This window comes from Acinetobacter sp. MF4640, from assembly GCF_002018895.1.
Taxonomy (GTDB): domain Bacteria; phylum Pseudomonadota; class Gammaproteobacteria; order Pseudomonadales; family Moraxellaceae; genus Acinetobacter; species Acinetobacter johnsonii.
In genome coordinates, this window is sequence record NZ_MVOM01000027.1 from 1 (window position 1) to 23,492 (window position 23,492).

17 protein-coding genes and 1 pseudogene are annotated in these 23,492 nt (G+C 38.5%); 16 read left to right on the forward strand and 2 right to left on the reverse strand.

Features of this window, described 5'->3' with window-relative positions; genetic code table 11:
* Nucleotides 1-458: pseudogene (locus MF4640_RS10265) on the forward strand (IS30-like element ISAba125 family transposase); the annotation flags it as partial.
* Between the two features lie 24 nt (nt 459-482).
* Here the strand turns inward: MF4640_RS10265 and MF4640_RS10270 are convergent.
* The gene (locus tag MF4640_RS10270; RefSeq protein WP_078389502.1) at nt 483-1,364 is read right to left on the reverse strand and encodes a hypothetical protein; all 882 of its coding nucleotides are present in this window, start codon (nt 1,362-1,364) and stop codon (nt 483-485) included.
* 351 nt (nt 1,365-1,715) lie between these two features.
* On the opposite strand from MF4640_RS10270, the gene MF4640_RS10275 reads away from it, so the two are divergent.
* The 15 genes from MF4640_RS10275 (at nt 1,716) to MF4640_RS10345 (ending at nt 21,991) form a co-directional block, all read left to right on the forward strand.
* Nucleotides 1,716-2,624: an inovirus-type Gp2 protein gene (locus MF4640_RS10275; RefSeq protein WP_078389503.1), complete on the forward strand. Its 909-nt coding sequence runs from the start codon at nt 1,716-1,718 to the stop codon at nt 2,622-2,624.
* A 104-nt stretch (nt 2,625-2,728) separates the two neighbouring features.
* Nucleotides 2,729-3,007: a hypothetical protein gene (locus MF4640_RS10280; protein WP_078389504.1), complete on the forward strand. Its 279-nt coding sequence runs from the start codon at nt 2,729-2,731 to the stop codon at nt 3,005-3,007.
* A gap of 22 nt (nt 3,008-3,029) precedes the next feature.
* Nucleotides 3,030-4,061: a DUF932 domain-containing protein gene (locus MF4640_RS10285; RefSeq protein ID WP_078389505.1), complete on the forward strand. Its 1,032-nt coding sequence runs from the start codon at nt 3,030-3,032 to the stop codon at nt 4,059-4,061.
* 176 nt (nt 4,062-4,237) lie between these two features.
* Entirely contained in the window at nt 4,238-5,296 is a 1,059-nt protein-coding gene (locus MF4640_RS10290) for a YqaJ viral recombinase family protein (protein WP_078389506.1), read from the forward strand.
* A gap of 195 nt (nt 5,297-5,491) precedes the next feature.
* The gene (locus tag MF4640_RS10295) at nt 5,492-6,376 is read left to right on the forward strand and encodes a hydrolase or metal-binding protein (protein WP_078389507.1); all 885 of its coding nucleotides are present in this window, start codon (nt 5,492-5,494) and stop codon (nt 6,374-6,376) included.
* A 79-nt stretch (nt 6,377-6,455) separates the two neighbouring features.
* Nucleotides 6,456-6,686, forward strand: coding sequence for a helix-turn-helix transcriptional regulator (locus tag MF4640_RS10300; RefSeq protein ID WP_078389508.1), 231 nt, complete (start codon nt 6,456-6,458; stop codon nt 6,684-6,686).
* 371 nt (nt 6,687-7,057) lie between these two features.
* A complete protein-coding gene (locus MF4640_RS10305; RefSeq protein ID WP_227518642.1) occupies nt 7,058-8,566 on the forward strand; it encodes a hypothetical protein in 1,509 nt (502 codons plus the stop codon).
* Nucleotides 8,557-10,617: a hypothetical protein gene (locus tag MF4640_RS10310; protein ID WP_227518643.1), complete on the forward strand. Its 2,061-nt coding sequence runs from the start codon at nt 8,557-8,559 to the stop codon at nt 10,615-10,617. Before MF4640_RS10305 ends, MF4640_RS10310 begins: the two co-directional genes overlap by 10 nt.
* A gap of 12 nt (nt 10,618-10,629) precedes the next feature.
* Nucleotides 10,630-11,322: a hypothetical protein gene (locus tag MF4640_RS10315; RefSeq protein WP_078389510.1), complete on the forward strand. Its 693-nt coding sequence runs from the start codon at nt 10,630-10,632 to the stop codon at nt 11,320-11,322.
* A gap of 459 nt (nt 11,323-11,781) precedes the next feature.
* Entirely contained in the window at nt 11,782-11,994 is a 213-nt protein-coding gene (locus MF4640_RS10320; protein WP_078389511.1) for a hypothetical protein, read from the forward strand.
* A 28-nt stretch (nt 11,995-12,022) separates the two neighbouring features.
* A complete protein-coding gene (locus MF4640_RS10325; protein ID WP_161944380.1) occupies nt 12,023-12,958 on the forward strand; it encodes a Fic family protein in 936 nt (311 codons plus the stop codon).
* 147 nt (nt 12,959-13,105) lie between these two features.
* Nucleotides 13,106-15,439, forward strand: a complete 2,334-nt coding sequence (locus MF4640_RS10330; RefSeq protein WP_078389512.1) for a type I restriction-modification system subunit M — start codon at nt 13,106-13,108, stop codon at nt 15,437-15,439.
* The gene (locus MF4640_RS10335; protein WP_078389513.1) at nt 15,439-16,797 is read left to right on the forward strand and encodes a restriction endonuclease subunit S; all 1,359 of its coding nucleotides are present in this window, start codon (nt 15,439-15,441) and stop codon (nt 16,795-16,797) included. Before MF4640_RS10330 ends, MF4640_RS10335 begins: the two co-directional genes overlap by 1 nt.
* Nucleotides 16,794-20,060 (forward strand): type I restriction endonuclease subunit R, encoded by a 3,267-nt coding sequence (locus MF4640_RS10340; protein WP_078389514.1) that lies wholly within the window; start codon nt 16,794-16,796, stop codon nt 20,058-20,060. Before MF4640_RS10335 ends, MF4640_RS10340 begins: the two co-directional genes overlap by 4 nt.
* A gap of 59 nt (nt 20,061-20,119) precedes the next feature.
* Nucleotides 20,120-21,991, forward strand: coding sequence for a DUF262 domain-containing protein (locus MF4640_RS10345; RefSeq protein WP_078389515.1), 1,872 nt, complete (start codon nt 20,120-20,122; stop codon nt 21,989-21,991).
* Nucleotides 21,992-22,211: 220 nt separating this feature from the next.
* On the opposite strand, the gene MF4640_RS10350 is transcribed toward MF4640_RS10345, so the two are convergent.
* Complete coding sequence (locus tag MF4640_RS10350; protein WP_078389516.1) at nt 22,212-23,408, reverse strand: tyrosine-type recombinase/integrase; 1,197 nt, start codon at nt 23,406-23,408, stop codon at nt 22,212-22,214.
* Nucleotides 23,409-23,492 lie beyond the last annotated feature (84 nt).

Sequence of the window (23,492 nt, forward strand, 5' to 3'; positions counted from 1 at the left end):
AAGACAATAAAAGTTCGATAGCAACACTTATTGAACGAAATACACGGCTCTGTATCTTGGCAACATTACCTGATGCAAAGGCAGAATCAGTGCGCAAGGCTTTAACTGAAGCTCTGAAATATTTACCCGCAGAACTGCGTAAAACATTGACCTATGACCGTGGACGTGAGATGTCAGAACATAAAATCCTCGAAGAAGATTTAGGCATAGATGTATATTTCTGTGACCCACATTCGCCATGGCAGAAAGGCACATGCGAAAATATGAATGGTTTAATTAGGCAATATTTACCTAAAGGGATTGATTTAAACCAGGCAGATCAGCATTATTTAAATCAAGTTGCCATGTCACTGAATACTCGCCCTAGAAAAGCGTTAGATTGGCTTACACCATTAGAGAAATTTGCTCAGCTTGTTGATTATCATAAGGCTTTTGAAACTGTCGCACCTCATGTTTGAATTCGCCAGCCTTTCCTTTTTTGATCACTTATATTCTCTATATTCTTCATATGCCTTATTAATCAATTCTTCTAGAACATTACTTTCAGACATATTTTTTAAATGTGCTAATTTCTCTAAATGGTTTTTTGTCTTTTTCTTTAATGGTAAGTGAAAATATTTTTTAGGGTTTTCTTTATTTTTTTCTCTAAAAATATTTTGCTGCCATGATTTTTTAAGTTTATTTATTTCAATACAATATTTTTGTAGGTCATTAATATAGAGAAAGTCCCAATATCCTAAAAGTTTCTCCAGTTGGTCATTAGAGTTAGTAGGGGTGAAATTAGGAGAAGTAATTATGCGATTTTTTCTTTCTGTATATTTTAAAGCCCAATCTATAAATTCAGGATTTTCTATATATTTACTTAGAAATACTACTGGATTGTCCTTATTGCTTATTTGTTTTAAATAATGTCTTAATTCATCAACTTGTATATTAAAATTAAATAATTCAATATGTATTAAAAAGATAAGAGAGAAATAAGGATTTCTGAAATTATATCTTCTTGGTATATCTTCTTTATATTTGTATTTAAGATTATTGATAATTGCCCAGCATAATCGACTATCTTTTTCTAAAAATTTTAGATCTTCATTCAGAATATATTTATGTTTATTTTCATAACAATTTTCTAAAAAAATCTCTAAATTCTTGGGTGTGGAATTTTTGAACTCAATTTCTAAATAATCAGCTATTTCTTTAAAATTATGTCTGTCATTAATAAGTTTAAGAACACCCATTTTACTCATATCATTTTTATCAGCCCAACGATCTACTATCCAGATTAAGGATTCATCCTTAAATTCTTTAAAAATTTTTATAGTAAGTTCATAGTTAGGATGATCTTTATCAATAGTGTTTAACATAAGATTTTTACATAAATATTTGTAGTGATTACTGTAGTATTTATAGTAGTTTTTTTCAATACTAAAACTATACTGGACTCCTCGAAATCATAGTTTATACACGTTTTTTGGTAGTCATCACTATGCTTTTGCTTAATTCTAGCTTTTTTAAGGCTAGAGACTAAGTGTAAAGCAGGGAGGAAATATGCTTAATGTGGGGATTAGATGCTGTACCACAGGTGAAGTTTGGACTCTCTAGAGCTTTGGTTATATATATTATCTTTTATTAGCTAACACCTGATTGAGAAGTAAAAATTATATATATACTGAATTCCCTATACCTATGTAACTATCACACACATAGGTTTAAACATGAGAGCTTCAATTAATCAGGCACAACTTACACTTGAGATTGAGAACTTCTTAAAACATTTAAAAGGAAAAAGTAGGGAATGGGATGAATTCTATTCACAGCTTACTAATCTGTTATTAGACTTTGATGATATTTATGATCCTGATGATGAATACCCAGGTAATCTTAAATTCTTTGTAATTCTGAGATATGACTTACAAAGCATAGACTCTGATGAAGTTGATCTTAAAGATGAATTGGAAATGATTGGGTATACAGAGATCAGACAATGGTTTTTAGATTTATCTGAGGATTTTGAAAAAGATTATAAGATGATCGAAAAACAGAAAGATGAAAATAAAATTGAAGTGCAGGAATATTGTAGGTCAATACTTAATAAATGCAGTCGAATATTAGTTGCTCGTGTAGACTTGGGTTATTTGCAAGAATATTCTAGTCGAATCAGAGTTGAAGATATTTATAAGGACTTAGATATACTGCTTAATCGTATCCAAAATAAAGATGGCATATTTAAACATGTGATCGGGTATATATGGGGAGTAGAGCAAGGTGGTAAAAGTAAAGGTTTTCATTGCCATTTAGCAATCATTTATGATACTGCCTTTCGTGATGGAAGCGCAGCATATTGGGGGAATAAAATTATCGCGCTTTGGAGTGAGATTACTCGAGATTATGGTCAAGGCTATAATTGTTGGAACCGCGAACGCGTAAAGGAGCTTCGAGGTAGAGATGAGCTAGGGATCGGTTTGATTTATCGTCGCGATTCAACCCAAGTGACAAATTTCATTGAGGCAATGGAATACCTCACTGATCATGACAAACGTACCCTTCAATACTTACGAGTTAAACCAAGAGGGCGAAGAGTATTTGGTAAAGGCCAGTTAAGAGTGCAGTATGATAGACGCTAAATGAAAATAATCTCAGATATACATTATCTAGATGAAAACGAGTTTTTTTAACTTTGCAAGGCTTGCCCATCGGTGAGCCTTTGTCATTTCTGGAGATGTATATTATGAGTTTAAATTGTCCTTATTGTTTTTCCGATCAGGTTATTCAAGTGGTTAATCAGCAGGTGAATGGTTCTGATTCTACAGGTCTAGCAGCGTCCGCATCGTTCGCAACCATCGGTGCAACCATTTCAAAGGGTTTACCTTTACCTGTATCACCACTGCTTGGCGGGCTTGCAGGTGCGGTCATTGGTGGTCTATTTAGCAGCATGTTTGATGAGCCGAAAAAGCCTGTCACCATGACCTACTATCACTGTAACCAATGTCAGCAGAACTTTCGCTGAGTCAGCATAGGAGATCGAATCAATGGCACATCACATTGAACAAATCGCCTATGTTGGCGAAACTCCTTGGCATGGTCTGGGTAATCAGCTAAGTCCGAATCAACCACTGGAGATCTGGGCACAGCAAGCCGGGATGGACTGGCGGATTGAATCCTCGAACGTCAGCTACATGGCGCAGAATGAACGTGGTCAGAGCATCATCATGCCATTTGAAGAACAGCGAGTGTTGTATCGCTCAGATACCCATGCACCCTTGTCTGTGGTCAGTCAGCGTTATCAGGAAGTTCAGCCTAAAGAGATTCTGGAGTTCTACCGAGATCTGACAGAGCAATCTGGCTTTGAGTTAGAAACCGCAGGGGTTTTGAAAGGTGGGAAGAAGTTCTGGGCTTTGGCACGTACCGGGCAAAGTACCGCTTTAAAGTCTAAGGATGTTAGTAATGGTTATATCCTGCTGGCTACTGCGTGTGATGGCACTTTGGCAACGACAGCACAGTTCACCAGTATCCGAGTGGTCTGTAACAACACGTTAGCCATTGCTCTACGCGGACAAAGTAGTAGTGCTGGTGTAGTGAAGGTTCCACATAGCACCAAGTTTGATGCAGAGAAAGTGAAACAGCAATTAGGTATTTCAGTGCGTGCATGGGATGAGCACATGTATGAAATGAAACAGCTCACGCAGCGTAAGGTGAGTCAACAGGAAGCCAAGGCTTACTTTGATGCCGTGTTTAATAATAGCACCATGTCAATTTCCGATCCTGAAGAAAACATTATTCAGTTCTATCGTAATGTCGCGCAGCAAGTTCAGGAGAAAAAGCCTGAACCGAATGGTCGTGCCATGAATAAAGCTTTGGATATGTTTAATGGTCAAGGACGCGGTGCTGACCTGTCATCCGCTAAAGATACGGCTTATGGATTACTTTGTTCGATTACGGAGTTTGTGGATCATGAACGACGTGCCATGAGTACAGATCACCGTCTTGATTCAGCTTGGTTTGGTGCAGGTGCTAGTGTGAAACAACGAGGATTGGAGCAAGCGCTTGCTTTGATCGCCTGAAATTAACTGACTCACTCATGTCGAAATCAAGTCACCCCAAACAAATGCTAGTCATAGCACTCATGTAACCCCCTCTTAATTAAAACAGCAAACAAATCGCCATACCCGACCTCGTGTCGGGTATGGCTTTTTTATGCATTTCTTTTATAGAGATCAGAATTTATAAGGATAATTCCATGAATCAAATTGTATCTATTTCCCATCAGCCTACGACGGTAGGATCAAAGATCGTAGTCAATCCAACCATCACCACCAAACGCTCAACAGCAGCCAAGCGATTGGTTAATACCAAAGGGATGGAATATCAGGATTGGCTCGAAGTTCGTAAACAAGGTATCGGTAGCAGTGATGCCGCGACTGCCTGTGGTCTCAATCCCTACATGTCGATGCTGGAACTCTGGCTGATCAAAACCGGACGACAGGCTCAATCCATAGAAGATGAAAGCTCAGGTGTAGCACCGTTGTATTGGGGCAAGCAGCTGGAACCTTTGGTGGCAGAGTTCTATAGCATGCACACCAATAACAAGGTGCGACGGATCAATGCGGTACTTCAGCATCCTGATCCCGATAAACAATTTATGTTAGCCAATCTGGATTACAGCGTTGTCAGCAGTGATGACGTTCAGATTCTGGAATGCAAAACAGCAGGTGAGCATGGGGCAAAATTGTGGCGTGATGGTGTGCCTTTATACGTGCTGTGTCAGGTGCAACATCAACTAGCAGTGACTGGTAAACAGGCAGCGCATGTTTGTGTTTTGATCTGTGGGCATGAAACCAAGATATTCAAAGTGACACGGTCTGAATCAGTGATTGAGCATATTGTTAAAGCAGAACGTTATTTCTGGGAGTGTGTAGAAAAGGATACTCCGCCATCAGTCGATGCCAGTGAATCCGCAGCTAAAGCGATTCAACAACTTTATCCAGCGCATGTACCTTTAACGGTAGAGGATCTTTCGCAAAATGAAAATGCCAATTTGATGTTCGACCAGCTCATCAAAATGAAAGAAGAGATTCAGCATCAGCAGGAACGCTTTGACGAACTTAAACATGAAATCCAGATGATGATGCAAGACAAGGAAAGGGCAGTCTTTGCACATGGTTCAGTGGTCTGGAAGAAAGCCAAGGATTCTATCAGTCTCAATACCAAGGCATTGCTTCAGCACCAGCCTGAACTCATCGAGCTTTATCCACTTGAAAAGCAGGGCAGTCGTCGATTTAACATCTATACCGACTAAGCCCTATCTACAGCACCCAATCAAAAATTCACAAAAATCGCTCCCCGCTCTCTACCCTTCGGTAGAGAGCAAATCGGTCGCGATCTCTGTAGCACTTTATCTGGCTCTACATTCTTTGGGTAACTTATTTGGTCCTTGTTCCGACCTACATACATAGACCCAAATTTGTAAGGTAATACATTAAGGAATATCAACATGATTAAAGGTTTAGCAATTACTCCACCAATTCTGGGGCGTATTAGTATCGGTCGTATGATCGAAAAGAATGGCAAGCGATTGCCTGAAAAAGATGACCAGTTCACCATTACTTCCCAGATTCAAAGCAAAGAAGGCTGGGTGAAGCATCCACTGGATGATCAGCTTCGAGCGAATACTCCCAATCAAAAGCTACGCTCAATCCCCGTCAGAATGATCTTTAATGATCCTGACTTAAACCTACGTGCTGAATACACTTTGTTTGATCGCCAGACTGGAAGACCTGTTTGCATGGGCAATGGTGAAACCTGTCAACGCTTAACCAATCAAGGCGTGGAGCAACATCCATGTCCATCCCCTGATTTATGCGCTTTGGCTCAAGGAGGGAACTGCAAGCCCTACGGGCGTTTGCATGTGAATTTGGATGAATCAGATGAGTTTGGCACCTTCATCTTTAGAACCACGGGTTTTAACAGCATTCGGACTTTGGCAGCTCGGCTCAGTTATTACCATGCGGCATCAAATGGTTTGTTGTCTTGCCTCCCATTGCAGTTGATATTGCGGGGCAAGAGTACGACACAGAGTTATCGTCAGCCGGTGTATTACGTGGATTTAACTTTAAGGGAAGGGATTAGCTTGAATGAAGCGATTATTCAGGCGAAGCAAATTGATGAGCAGAGCAAGCAGGCGGGGTTTTATCAGGAGGCTTTGGACTTTACTGCAAGGAAGGGCTTTGGGAATGGAAGGATGGACGTAGATATGGAGGAAGGTTTGGATGTAATTGAGGAGTTTTATCAGCCTGTTGAAGGCCAGCAGATTGAGGAAACGCAGCCTGAATTTAATATTCAGCAGGGATTGAAAGGATCAGTGACGGCTTTAAATTAAATCGTACAGGGTAAAACCTTACGAGATTGCCGTATCTCATGAGCGAGTTGCTCGAAATCATGAGATAGGAGTAGACATCATGAATGCATTTGTTGGTCAAACTTTCCCGATGAATCAAATCGTTAATATTAAAGAGGTGGTTCAATTTACAAGTATTAGTCGAGCTAAAATCTATGAAATGATCAATGAGAAATCAAAATACTACGATCCTACTTTTCCAAAGCCTGTGCGACTAAGTGAATCTCGTGTTGGCTGGTCAGCTTGGGAAATAAATCAATGGATTGAAGATAAGTTGGAGGGTCGTGAATAAAAAGCTTATTGAATTCTACTAAAAGTTGGATTTGTTATTAAACTTGATATTGAGAGGAGTAGCTATTCTGAATGTAGTTACTCCTTTTTTCTTATTAAATAGTTTGTTAGGTCGAGCCCCACGAAAATATGATTTGCTTAGTGTAAGCCATTTTGCGTTGTATCTAGCTTAAACGTTAGTTCATTAATATGTTCTATTAGATTTCTTATGAATAATTTTTTTGTGAAAAATCAATAAAAAAGTAAAATTGTGTGATGGAGTTAATGTTAAATTTTGTTTATTATCTGTATGTTTTATGTGTGAATAAAAGATCACTTTAAAATCTAATAAAGAAATTATAGATGTAACTAGAAACTTTAATGAAGAGGGAAATGATGAAAAAGGCTTTATTGACACTATTGTGTTTGGGCGTTGTTCAAATGAGTAATGCTGAAATCATTAAAGTGAATGGGGAAGGGGTTGCACCTGTTATTAAAAAAGATTTAAACAGTACACGAAATCAAGCATTTAATAATGCAAAAAAAGATGCTGTGATTACTCTGATTAAACGTATTAATGGCCCTCAAGCCATGAACGAAGCGAATCAATATTTAGATGATATTGTAAAACAAATCGATAGCAGCTACGTGTTAAACCGAGGCAGCAATACCAATAGTAACAATGAGCTAGTTACCCAAGTTAGTCTAGAAATGGATGATCAAGAATTTCGTTCAATTCTCAATGATTTAGGGCTGGCGAAGAAAAGTAGCCGAACAAGTCCAATTATGATTGTAATGGATGAATATTTTGGGGTACCAAAAGATAACTCAAAACCTGTTAAAGAGTTCACATCATATTTTTCTGATCGTAGTTATAGCTATGATGAAGATGCGAGTTACAAAGCTAGCGAAAGTGCCAAATCCAGTGCTTCAGATTCTTATTCTTCAAAAGGACGTTCAGCTGCTGCATCTGGTTATGCTTATGATAATTACTATGGGGCGGGTGTTGGTGTTTCCGCTCGTTCAGCAAGCCATAATAATTCAGGTAAATCAGCTTCTTCAAGTAGCTACAACGCTAGTGAATCAGCTAAATACAGTCAATCCGAACGACAAAATGATATCCAAAGCTTTGTGAAATATGTGGAATATCAGACTCCAAGTACTAAAGCTGAGCGTGATAATCAAACCTTAAATTCAATTGCGAGTTCTGCTTCACGTTATGATTTGCGGTTGCTCGATTCTGACCGTTTTAGAAGTCAGTATTTGAATGGTCGGAGTATGTCGATTCAGCAACTGATGAGTGATACAGAGTTGAATAAACTCGTAATCGCTGCACGAAAAGAAAAAGCCGATTGGTTTATGGCGGGTAGCTCTTATATTTATGATCGTGGTCGTTCGAGTGCTACTGGGCAATTTGTCTGTGATGGTGCCGTTAGCTTCAAAATTTATTCAGTCGATGATTCAACTTTGATGGGTGGTGAAACCCGTACAGAATCTTCGACAGGTGCGACTACAGATTCTTGTCGTACGAATGTTGCTAAGAAACTTGGCGAATTGGCCGTTAGCCAAGTAGGGCCACAGATTCTGGGTTATGCAAAAAATCGCACTATGTATGGTAAAGAAATTACCATTTTTGTGAAAAGTGTTTCTGGCAATGTTTCTTCTCGTTTAGGTGATGATTTATACATTGCCTTAGATGAAATGGATGGTGCAGAAAATATCGATATTCGCACTCAGGATGGAAAATTGGTCGAAATGACCATGACTTATAAGAGTGAGAAACCTGTTAGTGCAGAATTGGCTAAAGCACTACGTAAAGTAAATCCAACTCTATCAAGTGCTGAGCGTTTACAAGCTGGCAATACGATTACGCTTTGTATTGGTGGTACACAATGCAAATAAAGTTAAAAGCTTTATGTTTAGCTATGCCGATGCTTGTTTCGGCATGGGCAAACGCGAATATTCAAATCTACCCATCGAAAGGAATTTTTGGGCTAGAGCAACCTTGTCGTAATGATCCTAGCAAATACGAAGCGAATGGGTCTTCAATTGTATGTGACTTCAGTCAAGCGATTGACAATGAAAGCATTCGTAAACAAGTTGAGCAACTTTTTGTACAAAGTTTAAAGCAAGGTTTTAATGAACAGATAGTCGATACTATTTCACAAAAAACGAAAAATCGTACTTATATTGCATCACTAGAAGTTTTACGCGCAAGTGAATACATTGTGAGGAAGGATTCTACCGCCGAGATTTTTCTTCCAGTGACCTTAAGTCTCAAACTCACCAATGTGTTATCTGGAGAGGTTATATATAGTGACAGTAAGACCTTGTCACAACCTATTCAGGTACTTGCTACAGAGATTGATTCCAGCGTAACCAAAACAGCAATTAAGCAGAAATTTCAAAGTACTTTGTTGATGCTAACGCAACAAGTGACTCAAGAATTAAAATCAAAACTTAAAGTTTCTGAAATAGAAACTCAAGTGATTGATCAGTGGAAATCTTATCTGGTTTTAGATAAAGGCTTTAAGCAAGGGATTGCTGCACAAGATGAGCTCAGTTCAGCAGATGGTGATTTGATTCGTGTAGTGCATGCAGACAGTGATTATGCTGTGGCTGTACCAGTGTTGATGCAGAGCAGTAGTAAGCACTTTAGTAAAGTTTCAAACAATACACGACAGGCTATGAATAAGCCCAAAGCTTTGGTGGTCGATGTGCTGACTTATCAAGGCGAATCGAAAGATTTAATCGAACAAATTTTTTCTGATGCAGTGGGTGAGCAAGCCTCATTTACTTTAACACCAGTCAATCGGCGTTATAGTGCGATGGCACAAAGTATTAGCGAGCAAACTGGATTAGCGCAAAGTGAAGACATTAACCAACGTGAATTACCTGAATTTTTCATTCGAATAAATGTCATCCCTGTAATTGCTTATCAGCAACAAATTGGAAAAATAACTCAGCAACAGGTTTTTCATAGTGAAGTCTTTGCTGAAATGATTGATCGTTCTGGCCGGGTAATTTACTCCGCGCATGCGACCGATGATATCAAAGATGTGATTTCAGATGGAATGGGATTTTCTCTCGAGGCTCGTAAAGAAGTTGTATTGAAAAATGCACTTTTGAAATTAGGCCAACAATTTCAAAAAGGGATTCAATTTACTCGTTCTGATTTAAAAGTCTCTGGTTCAAGTGGTCAGAACATAGTTATTGATGATGCTGGAGAGCGCTTAAGTACAGGAATGAAAGTCCATGTTTATCATTCAGATAAAGCAGCAGGGCGTAATATTTTAATTCCTACATGGGAAGCGACTGTTTTAGAGCGCCAAGGCACGAAAGTTAATGCGCAATTAGATTTTCCAGTGAACAGCATTGATCGTTTACCTGTGCGTTCAGGGGACAGCGTTTTGCTTGATAGCTCTGCCCCAGTGGGAGATTCAAAACAATCTCGTGTCTTATGTTTAGGACTGCATACTGAGCAAGTTGGTGAAATTCCATTTTATGGTTTTGGTCCATTGATTTATCACGCTTTTACCAGTCAATCAAAACGACCATTCTATGCGACAGGTTCAGGCTTTAAAGGACAGACTTTACTAAAAGACTCAGTGATTGCCATGACTGAAAATGCAGGGTTTAAAAAAGATATGAAAGTTAACTTTCATATTCCAACAGATGAATGTTTACAGCCAGTGCTTAAGCTTGAAGTGAAACAAGACAGTATTCGATGTAATGCAGACAAAAGTAATTGTGATGCCACATTAGTTATGGCTAGTGGGGCGCGCAGATTTAACCAAAAGGCTGAAAAAATAGGGGCTTATGGTTTGCAACAAGAAATTGGATTGAAGGGTATTGATTATCAGCATCGTCATGAAATGTATAACATTCAGATGTTTGAGGCTTTACCAAAAATTTTAAATCAAATCGTGCAAAAAGCCGATTCTTCACAATAGGGGTAACAGGGTATGAAAAAAATTGCGATTGTTTTAGCAGCAACTGCTTCAATAAGTGCATCAGGTGTCTATGCGGGTTTTGGATCGTTGAGTAATCTTTCGTCATCATTATCTGAATCTGTAACTGGCGTATCTTCTTCAAATATGGACCTCAATGGTTTTTTCACGCAGGCTAAAGCAACAAATGCAATGTTTATTCAGAGTCGTACGGCTTTAGCTTCATTGCTTGCAAGTAAGCAGGATTCAGATGAATTAAAAGCAAAACAGAAAAGCTTGAAAACGACCTCTGACTTGAAAGAAAAAGAAGCAATTCAAAAACAGATTGTTGCATTATCAGACAGTGTTTTAGAAGCTTCACAAAAAGATGAGGAAGCAACTGTAGCTAAACTTTCGGCTCTGAATGCTGAGCAGAAAAAACATTTATTGAATTCTGCAACTAATTTTGCCATAGCAAGCCTAACTGCTCGCGAATTAGCTGTAGGAGCTAAAAAGGTGAGCACCAGTTTAATTGCAAATCCAAGCAGCCTAACTAATACAGGAATGTCTTTAGTTGATGCTAAAGGTATGGTTGGTGATATCACAGGTATTGCTAAAAATTCAACGATGGCTTTGGTGGAATACCCGAAACTGTTTAAAAAAGCGGGTATCGAATTTAAAGTCCCAACAAGTTCGTCAGAAAAACCAAAAACTCTTAGTGATATTTAAAAAAGATTGTTTTGGATTAATCGTTAAATTAATTAAAGAGCCTATTGAGTAGGCTCTTTTTTATTTTTATACCCTTGTGAGCTTTCGATTATTAAGCAACAGTTAGCCCTTGCTAAGAGGTTATTAATAAAGCTATTGAACAGTTAAACAAGCATATCCCAGAAATAAACCAGACAATTGATGACGGCGTTGATCTAAATCGTAATTTATGCTGCTCCGAGTAGGAAACTGTAAAATAGTAAATAAAGTGCATGTAGTCCATTGATATCCTCTTGTTTGTTAAATAGAGCTCATCTCAATTATTCTTAAATGGTTGTAAATTATTTTTTATATCTGCAAAAATAGCGGCAAATTTTTTTGTTAAAATAATTTATATTATTGATATTAATTAATTTATATTTTTTTATTTCGGCAAAAATAACCTACAATAATTTCAGTTGTTTTGTTAAGGTGGTTAAAGTGGATATTACCCCTATAGCACGTGTGTACTCACCTGAGCTTGAAGAGAAATTATTAGAAATAGCTCGTTTGGATGCGCGGTTGGATGCTACTGTACCTGTCACTATGCGTGAGTCGGTAGAAGGCTTACTTCGAGTAGTGAACTCGTATTACAGTAATAAAATCGAAGGTAACCCGACTAAGCCAAGTGAATTGATTGGATTGGTAGATTGATTCAACTGAGCATAAATCGAAAGGGCTTTTGGAAATTAAGCGCCATATTGAAGTTCAAGTAAAACTAAATTTTGAGAATAATCCTCGTGAGGATGTTGCGAAGCAAGATTTTATAAAAGCAATTCATAAAGCTTTCTATGCTGAATGTATACCTGATGAGCTTTTAGTTTCGTCCAGCGATAACGCTAAGTTTTATGAAATTGAGCCAGGCGAATATAGGGCTACGGATGTTGTTGTAGGACAGCACAGACCCCCAAAACCAGATTTAGTGCCTACCTACATGAGTTGGTTTGCGAGTGCTTATAAAATTGAATATTTGCATGGTTTAAGTAAGTACTACGCTATGGCCGCATCGCATCATCGCCTTGCTTGGATTCATCCATTTTTAGATGGGAATGGGCGAGTAACCCGTTTATTTACTGATTGCTTTATGCGAGCCATTGGTTTGAAAAGTTATGGATTATGGTCAATGTCTCGGGGTTTTGCTCGATCGAGTGAGCAGTACTATCGTTACCTATCGATTGCTGATAGACCACGACAAGGTGGAGAAGATGGTCGTGGAATCCTAGCTGATGCGGGTTTAGTAAGTTTTACTGAATATTTTGTGGATGTCGCAATTGATCAAATGACTTACTTCACCAGTCTTTTAGAGCCTTATAAGCTGGAAGAAAGAATCAATGTTTATTTCCAATTGCGCTTTAATGGTGGTTTGTTTGACAGTAAAGGCAAGCCATTAAAAAAACTACCATTGGAAGCGAAAGATATTTATAAAACGCTTTTATACAATGGCCCACATACGCGTAAAGAGTTACAAGATAAGTTGCAAGTGAGTGAACGGAAACTAAGGGATATCATCACTGAAATGGCGAAAGATCACCTGATCTTTGCTCCACCTAAAAGGCCTTTACAAGTTCGTTTATCACCACATGCTGTTGAGGTTTTATTTCCTTATTTATTTCAATAGCTAAAACATAATGAACAAACGATCAATAACGTCAGCACAGCATGTACAGACGTTATTTTTTTTATCTCTAGAAAATCTATGCTTTTTTCAGGCACAATCAAACTAATTTAAAAATGCTATAGCTTTCACGCTTTGGAAATTGCTGGTATGTCAAATAATAACTTTTCTCAAGTTGCAGCCTTCATTTGGTCGGTTGCAGATTTACTTCGGGGCGACTTTAAACAATCGCAATATGGACGTGTCATTTTACCGTTCACTTTGTTGCGTCGCCTAGAGTGTGTCCTTGCGGAAAGTAAAGCTGCGGTCGTGGCAGAACATGAAAGAATTCAGCCTCTTAACCTACCTGAAGAAGCACAAGAAAAGTTCTTATTACGTGTCACCAATGAATTGGCATTCTTTAATACATCGCCTATGGATTTAGGCAAGATGGGTCAAACCGATATTAAAGCCAATCTCAAAACCTATGTGCAAAGTTTTTCTAAAGATGCACGTGAGATTTTTGAGCATTTTAAATTTGATGAATTTGTTGGTTTGCTCGATGATGCCAACTTACTCTATAAAGTCGTCAAGATGTTTGCCACGACTGATCTCAGTCCTGAAGCTGTTTCTAACCATGAAATGGGTTTAGTGTTTGAGGAACTGATCCGTCGTTTTGCCGAAGGTTCGAACGAAACAGCAGGGGAGCACTTTACCCCCCGTGATATCGTGCGCTTAACTACTTCTCTGGTATTTATGGAAGATGATGAAGCCTTAAGTAAAGAGGGTATTATTCGTACCATATACGACCCAACGGCAGGTACGGGCGGCTTTTTATCATCAGGGATGGAATATGTATTAGAGCTCAACCCGAATGCGGTGATGCGTGCTTTTGGTCAGGAGCTAAATCCTGAGTCTTATGCCATCTGTAAAGCAGACATGCTGATTAAAGGTCAGGATGTCAGCCGAATCAAACTCGGCAATACTTTATCCAATGACCAGCTCTCACACGATAAATTCGACTACATGCTGTCCAATCCACCTTTTGGTGTGGACTGGAAAAAGATTGAAGCTGATATTAAAGATGAACATCAGGTCAAAGGCTTTGATGGGCGTTTTGGTGCAGGCTTGCCGCGTGTATCGGATGGTTCGTTATTGTTCCTGATGCACTTGATTAGCAAAATGCGTAATCGTGATCAAGCCAATGATCAAGGTAGCCGTATTGGGATTATCCTCAATGGTTCACCACTCTTTACGGGGAATGCAGGCAGTGGTGAAAGTGAAATCCGTCGTTATATTCTAGAAGCGGATTTGCTTGAAGCGATTATCGCTTTACCGAATGACATGTTCTATAACACTGGCATTGCGACTTATATTTGGGTACTGAGCAATAAAAAAGACGCTGAGCGCAAAGGAAAAGTACAGCTGATTGATGGCAGTCATCTATACAGCAAAATGCGTAAGTCTCTCGGCTCTAAGCGTAATGAGATGAGCGAAGATGATATTAAAACTATCATCCGCAGTTTTGGTGACTTTGAAGTGATGGATGCACGTACACTGGATAAACCCGCAGATGTAAAATCTAACCGTGGTCGCCAGTCTGCCAGTCCAAAAACTGAAACTGCTAAAACCTTTGCCAGTAAAATCTTTAACAGCTATGAATTCGGTTACCGCCGCGTGACCATTGAGCGTCCATTGCGTTTATCGGCACAGATTACAGATGAGGCGATTGCTTCTTTACGTTTTGCACCCAAGCCATTTAATGCGGTGATGCAAAGCATTTATGCGCAGTTTGGTACGACATGGACAGATGCATCCACAGACCAAAGCTATGGGGATTTATCCGAGGTTGCGCTTGAAGTACGTGCCTTAGTTAAAGCCGAATATCCCGAGCTGAAAGAAAAAGACATTAAAGATGTATTGGATAGTAAAATCTGGTTATTCCAAAAAGAACTCATGCAAAAGGCGCAAGCCTTACAAGACTACATTGGCACAGCGCAATCAGACGACTTTAATCAGTTTGATGAAACCTTAAAGCAAGCCTTTAAAGCGACTGATATCAAGCTCGACGCACGAGAGAAAAAACAATTCCTCGATGCCATTACTTGGAAAAACCCTGAAGCGGAGCCAGTCATTAGTAAAGTGGTAAAAGGTGCTGAAAACCCGCTTTATGGTCAGTTTAGCTATAAAGGTAAAGTGGTTGAGTTTGTACAAGATGGTGATTTACGTGATGCGGAAAATATTGCGCTTAATCCAAACGTAGATACCACAGATTTAATCGAGTCTTATTTTAAACGCGAAGTTCAGCCGCATGTGCCGGATGCATGGATTAATGCCGATAAGTGTGATGAAAAAGATGGCGAGATTGGCATCGTCGGTTATGAAATTCCTTTTAACCGTCATTTTTATGTTTATCAACCGCCGCGTGATTTAGCCGAGATTGATGCGGATTTAGATGCGATCAGTAGCGAGATTATGAAGCTTCTTCAAGAGGTGCATTCATAATGACGCAATATCAACAATATGCAGAGTATCAAGATTCAGGCGTTGAATGGTTGGGGGAGATTCCTAGCCATTGGAAAGCAACAGCTTTGAAAAGATATGCAAGAATTACGGATGGAAGTCATCATTCTCCAAAGATTGAAAGTGAAGGCTTTCCATTTGTATCTGTTACTGATGTAGGCATTAATAATATTAACTTTGTCGATGCAAAGAAAATTACAGAAAATGATTATTTAAGGCTAGTGAAAGAAGGTTGTAAGCCTGCTGTAAATGATGTGTTATTGACAAAAGATGGCACAATTGGTCGTGCTTGTCTTGTCACAGAAGATATGCCCGACTTTGTTATTTTATCTTCTTTAGGTTTAATTACTCCAAATACAAAAATTAGTAGTCATTTTCTTTATTATTATCTAGTGTCTGGGATTAATGTAGATCAAATGAATAGTGTCATTCATGGTTCTGCATTAAAACGTATGACAATCAATAAAATAAATGACTTGATTTTTACTTTCCCCGATTTTTACGAACAAGAAAAAATCGCCAATTTCCTCGACCATGAAACCGCAAAAATTGACAGCCTGATTGAAAAGCAACAACAGTTGATTCAATTACTTAAAGAAAAACGTCAAGCGGTGATTAGTCATGCGGTGACCAAAGGTTTAAATCCTAATGTTCCGATGAAGGATTCTGGGGTGGAATGGTTAGGGGAAGTGCCGGAGCATTGGGATATTGTACAGGCAAAATATATTGCTGATATCACTAGAGGTGCGATATTAAGACCTGTTGATGCTCCAGAATACTTTGATGAGGAAGGGGAATGGGCTTATTTGAATATTTCTGATGCAACTAAATGTGATAAGTATTTAGATGAGTCAAAGTTAAGACTTTCACAATTAGGAAGTACCAAAAGTGCAAGAGTTTATCCAAATAATTTAATAATCACGGCATCAGCTACTATAGGTAAAGCATTTATTAATAGAATAAAAGTCTGTGTCCATGATGGCTTTATTCCTTTTTGTAATATCAAATTAGATATCAACTACTTGTATCATTATGTATCTAATCCTTACTTATATGCAGCGATGGGCAAGTCCAATACACAAAAGAATATCTATTTGGATGAAGTGAAAAATATGATGGTGACTGTTCCCCCTAGATGTGAACAAGTTGCGATTGTTAAGCATATAGAATCTAGCCAATTTAAATATGATGGTCTAATGCAAAGTGCAAATTCTGCTATCAAATTAATGCAAGAACGCCGAACCGCACTCATCTCGGCCGCCGTCACCGGCAAAATCGACGTCCGCAACTGGCAAAATCCAAATAAAAACAATGAAGCTAAAACGGAGTTTAGCGCATGAGTCTAGATGCAACCCGGGAAAATAATTTCCAAAACGACATGATTCAGCACATGCAAGCCAACGGTTGGGTATTGGGTACAGCCAAACATTATGACCGTGAAAATGCACTGTATCGCGCAGACGTTTTAAACTTTGTACAAACTACCCAAGCAGAAGAATGGAAAAAGTTTTGCCAAAACTATCCTGTCGACTCAGAACAAAAATTTATTGATGCCTTAGTGGTACAACTCAAAAAAGCCGACATCAATGCCACAGATCAAGCTTCACGTAGTTACGGTACATTGGGTGTGTTACGTCATGGATTAAAAATCCGTAATGCCCGTTTTAAATTGTGCCAGTTTAAACCTGAGCATAATCTCAATGCCGATACCTTGGCACGTTATGAACAGAATATTTGCCGTGTCGTGCCTGAGTTGGTGTATAGCCCATACGCGACAAAAGCAGAATTAGAAAGTACCGGTGTACAAGCCAAAAAATGGCGCATTGATCTGGTACTGTTTATTAATGGTTTACCTGTTTCTACATTGGAGCTTAAATCTGAATTTAAGCAAACTGTGCAAAATGCCATTACCCAATATAAAAAAACGCGCTTACCGAAAGACCCCGATACCAATAAGCCAGAACCTTTACTGACCTTTAAACGTGGGGCATTGGTGCATTTTGCCGTGAGTCAGTATGAAGTCTATATGACCACACACTTGGCAGGCGATAGCACCTTTTTCTTGCCCTTTAATAAAGGGACGCATGACGGCGGTGCAGGCAATGATGCACCTGAAGACCAAACCCGCTATGCCACAGACTATTTATGGAATGAAGTTTTAACGCCTGATAATTTGCTGAATATTCTCGGACGTTTTGTTCACTTGAATATTGAAGACAAAGAAGATGCCGAAGGACGTAAATACAAAAAAGAAAGCCTGATCTTTCCACGTTACCATCAGTGGAATGTGGTAACCAAACTGGTTCAAGATGCCAAAGATAATGGCACAGGGCATAAATACCTGATCCAGCACAGTGCCGGTTCAGGTAAATCTAATTCGATTGCGTGGACAGCGCATCAGCTTTCTACCTTGTACGATGAACGCGGCAATAAACAGTTTGATTCTGTAATTGTGGTGACGGATCGCACCATTCTAGATGCCCAGTTACAAGATACGATTTATCAGTTTGAACATGCCGATGGCGTAGTGGGACGGATTAACAATAAAGAAGGCGATGGCTCCAAGTCGGAAAAACTGGCAACGTCACTGGAAAAATCTCAACCGATTATTATTGTCACCATTCAGACTTTTCCCTTTGTCCTTAAAGCCATTGAGAACAGCACGGCACTCAAAGAAAGATGTTACGCAGTCATTGCCGATGAAGCACACTCATCACAAAGCGGCTCAACGGCGCGACAACTCAAAGAAGTCTTGATGACCGACAGTAATGATGAAGATGTCATGCTGTCCTCGGAAGATATTTTGGATGCAACCTTGGCAGCGCGTCGTGCTAATCCAAACGTCAGCTATTATGCCTTTACCGCAACCCCGAAAGCCAAAACCCTAGAATTGTTTGGACGTTGCCCAAATCCTTTATTACCACCATCGGCAGAGAATAAACCTGAAGCCTATCATGTCTATTCCATGCGCCAAGCTATTGAAGAAGGCTTTATTTTAGATGTCTTGAAGAACTACACCAACTATAAAGTGGTGTATAAACTGACGCAAAAACTGGCTGAAAAAGACCATGAGGTGGATGCCAAAAAAGCCAAGGTGAAGGTCAATCAATGGGTACGTTTGCATGACCACAATATTTCACAAAAAGTAAAAGTGATTATTGAGCATTTTAAAAAGAATGTGATGGGCTTATTGGGTGGTCAAGCCAAAGCCATGGTGGTAACCAGTTCACGTAAAGAAGCCGTGCGCTATAAACTGGCCTTTGATAAATATGTCACCGAACAAGGTTATCAGTCGATTCAAGCCATGGTGGCATTCTCGGGTGAAGTAGAGTTTAACGATTCAGATCCGAATAGCAGTGCATTAGTCGGGCAGAAATTTACTGAAAACAACATGAACCCGAATTTAAAAGGGCGTGAAATGCGTAAGGCATTTGACAGTGATGATTATCAGGTGATGCTGGTCGCCAACAAGTTCCAGACTGGTTTTGATCAACCGAAACTCTGTGCCATGTACGTGGATAAAAAACTCGGTGGGGTAGAGTGTGTACAAACCTTGTCGCGTTTAAACCGTACCTATCCGGGTAAAGCTGAGTCAGGCACTTTTGTGCTCGATTTCTTTAATGAACCTGATGAAATTTTAGAAGCATTTCAGCCGTATTATCAAACTGCTGAACTGGCAGATGTCACTGATCCCGATAAAGTTTTTGAGCTGTTTAACAAGCTCAAAAGCAATGGCGTCTTCTTGTGGTCGGAAGTCGAGCAGTTTGCTACGGCATTCTTTAGCCGTAATAAGTCCAATGCAGTACTGGCAAATATCTGTAAGCCTGCCATTGAGCGTTGGCAGCAGCGCTATAACACGGCGATTGCTGCATACAGTAAAACCAAAGACATGCTGGAACGCTGTAAACAAACGGGTGATGCTGTCTTGATTGGTAATGCAGAAAAGGATTTTGCTGAAGCCAAAAAAGTCAAAGATGAACTGGAAATCTTTAAAAAGGATTTAGGCACTTTCACTCGCTTTTATGAGTTCATGTCACAGATCGTTGATTATGATGATAAAGAGCTGGAGAAGCTAAGTCTGTTTGCGCGTAACCTGAGACCGATGCTACGTGAAAATATCATCTTAGATGATGAAATTGATTTAAGTAATATCGAGATGAGTCACTATCGGTTGTCTAAACTGCGTCAGATTGATATTGAGCTACAAGCCAATAGTACCGAACATCAGCTAGAGCCAAGTAATGATGTCGGCAGTGCAACAGCGAAGGACAAAAAGGAAGATTTTTTATCCAGCATTATTCATCGTTTAAATGAAGTCTTTGTGACAGATAAGCTGACCGATCAAGACATGGTTAATTATGCCAATACCATTGCAGATAAGGTCTATGAGAACAATGGGGTGATGTCACAGATTGCCAATAATACACGTGAGCAAGCGATGCTAGGTGATTTCCCTCGTGCTATTGATGATGCCATTCTAGGCAGTCATGAAGCGCATAGAGAGCAAATGATGCAATTGCTTTCAGATCCATCTAAGGCACATATTTTTGGTCATTTGATTTTTGATATGTTGGCGAATCGTGAGCAGATGCCACTACGTTAGGTAATTAGAGAATGCGGTACTTAAAAAGTTAATAATTTTAGAGATGGAGAGGGGGTAAAATGCAAATTGATGCTCAAGTAAAAAGTATTTCAGATATTAATCAATTCTTTATTGTTCCAGATTATCAGAGAGAATATGTATGGAAAGCTAATGATCAAGTAAAACAATTTATCACAGACATAGATAATGCTTTTGAGACTTCGAATAATGATTCGAGTTACTATTTAGGATCAGTCATTATTGTTAAAAAACAAGATAATTATGATGTCATAGATGGTCAGCAACGTCTTACTACAATTGTATTAACTCTTTGTGCATTAAAAGATTTTTTAGAAAGCATTACCCGTACTGAATCTGCTGAAAACTTTTATAATGCGATTAAATCATGGTTGTCTACTTTCAACATGAAGACGGCATCCCATCAAAACCGCGTAGAGTTGCAATACGAAGAAAGCCAAAATTATTTAAGCTATCTTATCCATAAAAAAGAATACAAAGGAAAAGTCACGCCATCTATTCAAAAAATGCAGGCTGCCTATGATGCAATGTATGAGTATGTTGCAAGTTTGAATAATGAAAGACAAGAGCATTTAGTTGATTTTATTGCTTTCTTCTTTAATAAAATAGTCCTAGTTTTTATTGTTTCTGCAGATCTTCATGGCGCATTGAAAATATTTGAAACCAGTAATCAGCGTGGCGCAAGTCTAGATGCTATGGATTTGGTTAAAAATCTGATTTTTAGTGAAGCTAATGAAAAAGACTTTCCTGATATTAAAGCTAAATGGAAAATAGTTGTTGGTAATATTCATGCCTGCAAGGAAGGGGAGAATCCATTACGCTTTCTACGCTATTTTTTAATGGCACGCTACTGTGATAATGGAATTTTACGTGAGGAAGATATCTATAAATGGATCATTTCTGAGGGCGAGCCATTAATCAACTATAAAAATAAGCCAATAGAATTTGTGAATGCATTATTAAGTGCTTCAGAGCGCTATTCTAAATTGGTTAATGCGACAAGTTTGGTCGATCACCATCAAACTTATCCTGCTGTGGTTAACATAGGCTACATTAATAAATATATGTCCAGACAGCATTTATTGCTATTATTGGCATTAGATGTGAATTGTGAAGATGAAGTAATTAATTATCTAGCGAAACAACTAGAAACTTTATTTTTTGTGAACAATACCTTAGGTATACAAGCTAAATATAATGAGAATAATTTTAGTATTTGGGTGCAATATTTCCGCGGTTTAAAAACTATTGAACAAGTAAAAGTTGCTGTTGAAAAAACCATTGCAAAATATATTACTAAAAAGGCAGCGGAATTTAAACAAACTCTCTTAACGAAACGTCATGATGCTTTTAATCCTCTTTATCGTTTACGTTATATTTTAGGTACTTTAGAAAATAAAGCAGCTGAACTTTGTAATATGCCACTGAAAGATCATGGATTTATCCAAAATCTTCAAGTCGAACATATTTTACCTCAGACACCTAAAGCAGATGTAATTCCTGAAGCATATGGAGCTGACTATTTAGAATATTCTAGTCAGGTTTACATGTTAGGTAACGTGACATTATTAGAAAGTCAGATTAATCAGGCAGTTAATAATTTTAATGACTTAAGTGCAGATTGGTTTAAGCAAAAGCAATCTGAATATAAAAATTCAGCACTAGTATTGAGCAAAATGCTAGATGTTGAATTTAGTATTGGTAAAAATACCTCAACGAATCAATTTATTCATGATTATAAATATGCTTTTAATGAATGGAATAAGGAGCAGATTCAACAGCGTCAGCAAGTTTTACTTAATTTAGCTCTTTTGTCTTGGACAATTAATGGACAAAGAATAGACCAATATAAGTTTACTGATGAAGATGAGCAACGTAAAAACATAGATCAAGTAACTATAGAGATATTATAAGAAACTATAGGTCAAGGCGATCTTAAGTTATTTTACCTAGTTCACTATGCTGTTTAATTATTTAAATAATATCCAAATTTTATTTCAGCAGCCACTTCGGTGGCTGCTGAAATAAAAAACCTACCATAGAAACTTGTAAAAATTTTAAGTAGAAAAAGTATTGTCTCTGCAAAATAGCCATATAAAATGGAATCAGAAATTGAGTTTATTACATAGACTTTTACATCACCTTTCGCTTAGGAAAAGGCACTATTTTGTTTCTCAAACTATCAATAAAGTCTGACCATTCCTGCATCATCTTAGTTCTATATTCTAAATGTTGTGCATGGTTGTAGGCTTGAGAGACGGCATTTCCGACAGTATGTGCTAACTGTATTTCAATTGCATCATGCATATAGCCTTGCTCATGTAGTGTAGTAGATGCAAGTCCACGGAAGCCATGACCAGTCATTTTTCCCGTATATCCCATGGTGCGAATCGCACTTAACAGAGCATTGTTGCTCAGAGGCTTAGCTGTACTGTGGTTATAAAAAACAAATTGCTTATTACCAGTAATGGGCTGTAACCCTTTTAGTAATTCAATAGCCTGCCTAGATAAAGGAACAATATGTGGTAACGCCATTTTCATCTTATAAGCTGGAATTCTCCATAAATGATTATCAAAATCAATCTCATTCCATTCCATGTTAATGAGCTCGGCAGTTCTTACAAATGTTAGAGTCATAAACTGTAAAGCTGTCTTAACCAAGATATTGCCGTGATAACGATCCATCCGTTCTAAGAAAGGCGGAAACTCAGAAATATCTAGGCGAGCCATATGTTTTACTTTACGTGGCTTGAGAGCTTCTTTAAGGTGGGGTGTAGGGTCGTTCTCAATGAGTCCTTTACGGATCGCATAACGAAAAATACGCCCAGCTAAAGGAATAGAGCGTTTAGCCATCTCCTGAGCACCACGTGCTTCAATTTGCTTAGCACAAGCAAGGACATCTTTTCCTTTAATTTGATCAATAGGTATATTACCTAAAGCAGGGAACAGGTCTTTTTCAAATACAGATAGGTCACGTAAATATGTACCTTCTTTAATAACAGTTTTACGATCCTCCATCCACTCCATAGCAAGCGCTTTGAAAAGAATGCTTTCATCGGCTTGTTGTTTCTTTTGCTTTTTCTCTTTATTGGGATTAATCCCATCTTTAAGCTTTAATCGTGCTTCATCTCTAGCACGGCGAGCCTGTGCAAGCGTAGTTTCAGGGTATGTACCAATACTGAAGATATTCTCTTTTCCATTCAAACGAAACTTCATTCGCCAATGCATTCCTCCAGAAGGAGTGACCTCTAGATACATGCCTTTTTCATCAGAGTATTTAGTTTTCTTTTCTGAAGGTTTTATTTTTCTGACTTGAGCATCTGTAAGCATGGCAATAATTCCGCAGAATTGGGGGTATAATTTTAGGGGTAAAATATTATACCCCTAGTTATACCCCCAATTGCATCCAGCTTG

Excerpts from the sequence above, each read along its gene's own strand:
- MF4640_RS10270 (WP_078389502.1), bottom strand. The coding sequence starts at position 1,364 with ATGTTAAACACTATTGATAAAGATCATCCTAACTATGAACTTACTATA.
- MF4640_RS10275 (WP_078389503.1), top strand. The coding sequence starts at position 1,716 with ATGAGAGCTTCAATTAATCAGGCACAACTTACACTTGAGATTGAGAAC.
- MF4640_RS10280 (WP_078389504.1), top strand. The coding sequence starts at position 2,729 with ATGAGTTTAAATTGTCCTTATTGTTTTTCCGATCAGGTTATTCAAGTG.
- MF4640_RS10285 (WP_078389505.1), top strand. The coding sequence starts at position 3,030 with ATGGCACATCACATTGAACAAATCGCCTATGTTGGCGAAACTCCTTGG.
- MF4640_RS10290 (WP_078389506.1), top strand. The coding sequence starts at position 4,238 with ATGAATCAAATTGTATCTATTTCCCATCAGCCTACGACGGTAGGATCA.
- MF4640_RS10295 (WP_078389507.1), top strand. The coding sequence starts at position 5,492 with ATGATTAAAGGTTTAGCAATTACTCCACCAATTCTGGGGCGTATTAGT.
- MF4640_RS10300 (WP_078389508.1), top strand. The coding sequence starts at position 6,456 with ATGAATGCATTTGTTGGTCAAACTTTCCCGATGAATCAAATCGTTAAT.
- MF4640_RS10305 (WP_227518642.1), top strand. The coding sequence starts at position 7,058 with ATGATGAAAAAGGCTTTATTGACACTATTGTGTTTGGGCGTTGTTCAA.
- MF4640_RS10310 (WP_227518643.1), top strand. The coding sequence starts at position 8,557 with ATGCAAATAAAGTTAAAAGCTTTATGTTTAGCTATGCCGATGCTTGTT.
- MF4640_RS10315 (WP_078389510.1), top strand. The coding sequence starts at position 10,630 with ATGAAAAAAATTGCGATTGTTTTAGCAGCAACTGCTTCAATAAGTGCA.
- MF4640_RS10330 (WP_078389512.1), top strand. The coding sequence starts at position 13,106 with ATGTCAAATAATAACTTTTCTCAAGTTGCAGCCTTCATTTGGTCGGTT.
- MF4640_RS10335 (WP_078389513.1), top strand. The coding sequence starts at position 15,439 with ATGACGCAATATCAACAATATGCAGAGTATCAAGATTCAGGCGTTGAA.
- MF4640_RS10340 (WP_078389514.1), top strand. The coding sequence starts at position 16,794 with ATGAGTCTAGATGCAACCCGGGAAAATAATTTCCAAAACGACATGATT.
- MF4640_RS10345 (WP_078389515.1), top strand. The coding sequence starts at position 20,120 with ATGCAAATTGATGCTCAAGTAAAAAGTATTTCAGATATTAATCAATTC.
- MF4640_RS10350 (WP_078389516.1), bottom strand. The coding sequence starts at position 23,408 with ATGCTTACAGATGCTCAAGTCAGAAAAATAAAACCTTCAGAAAAGAAA.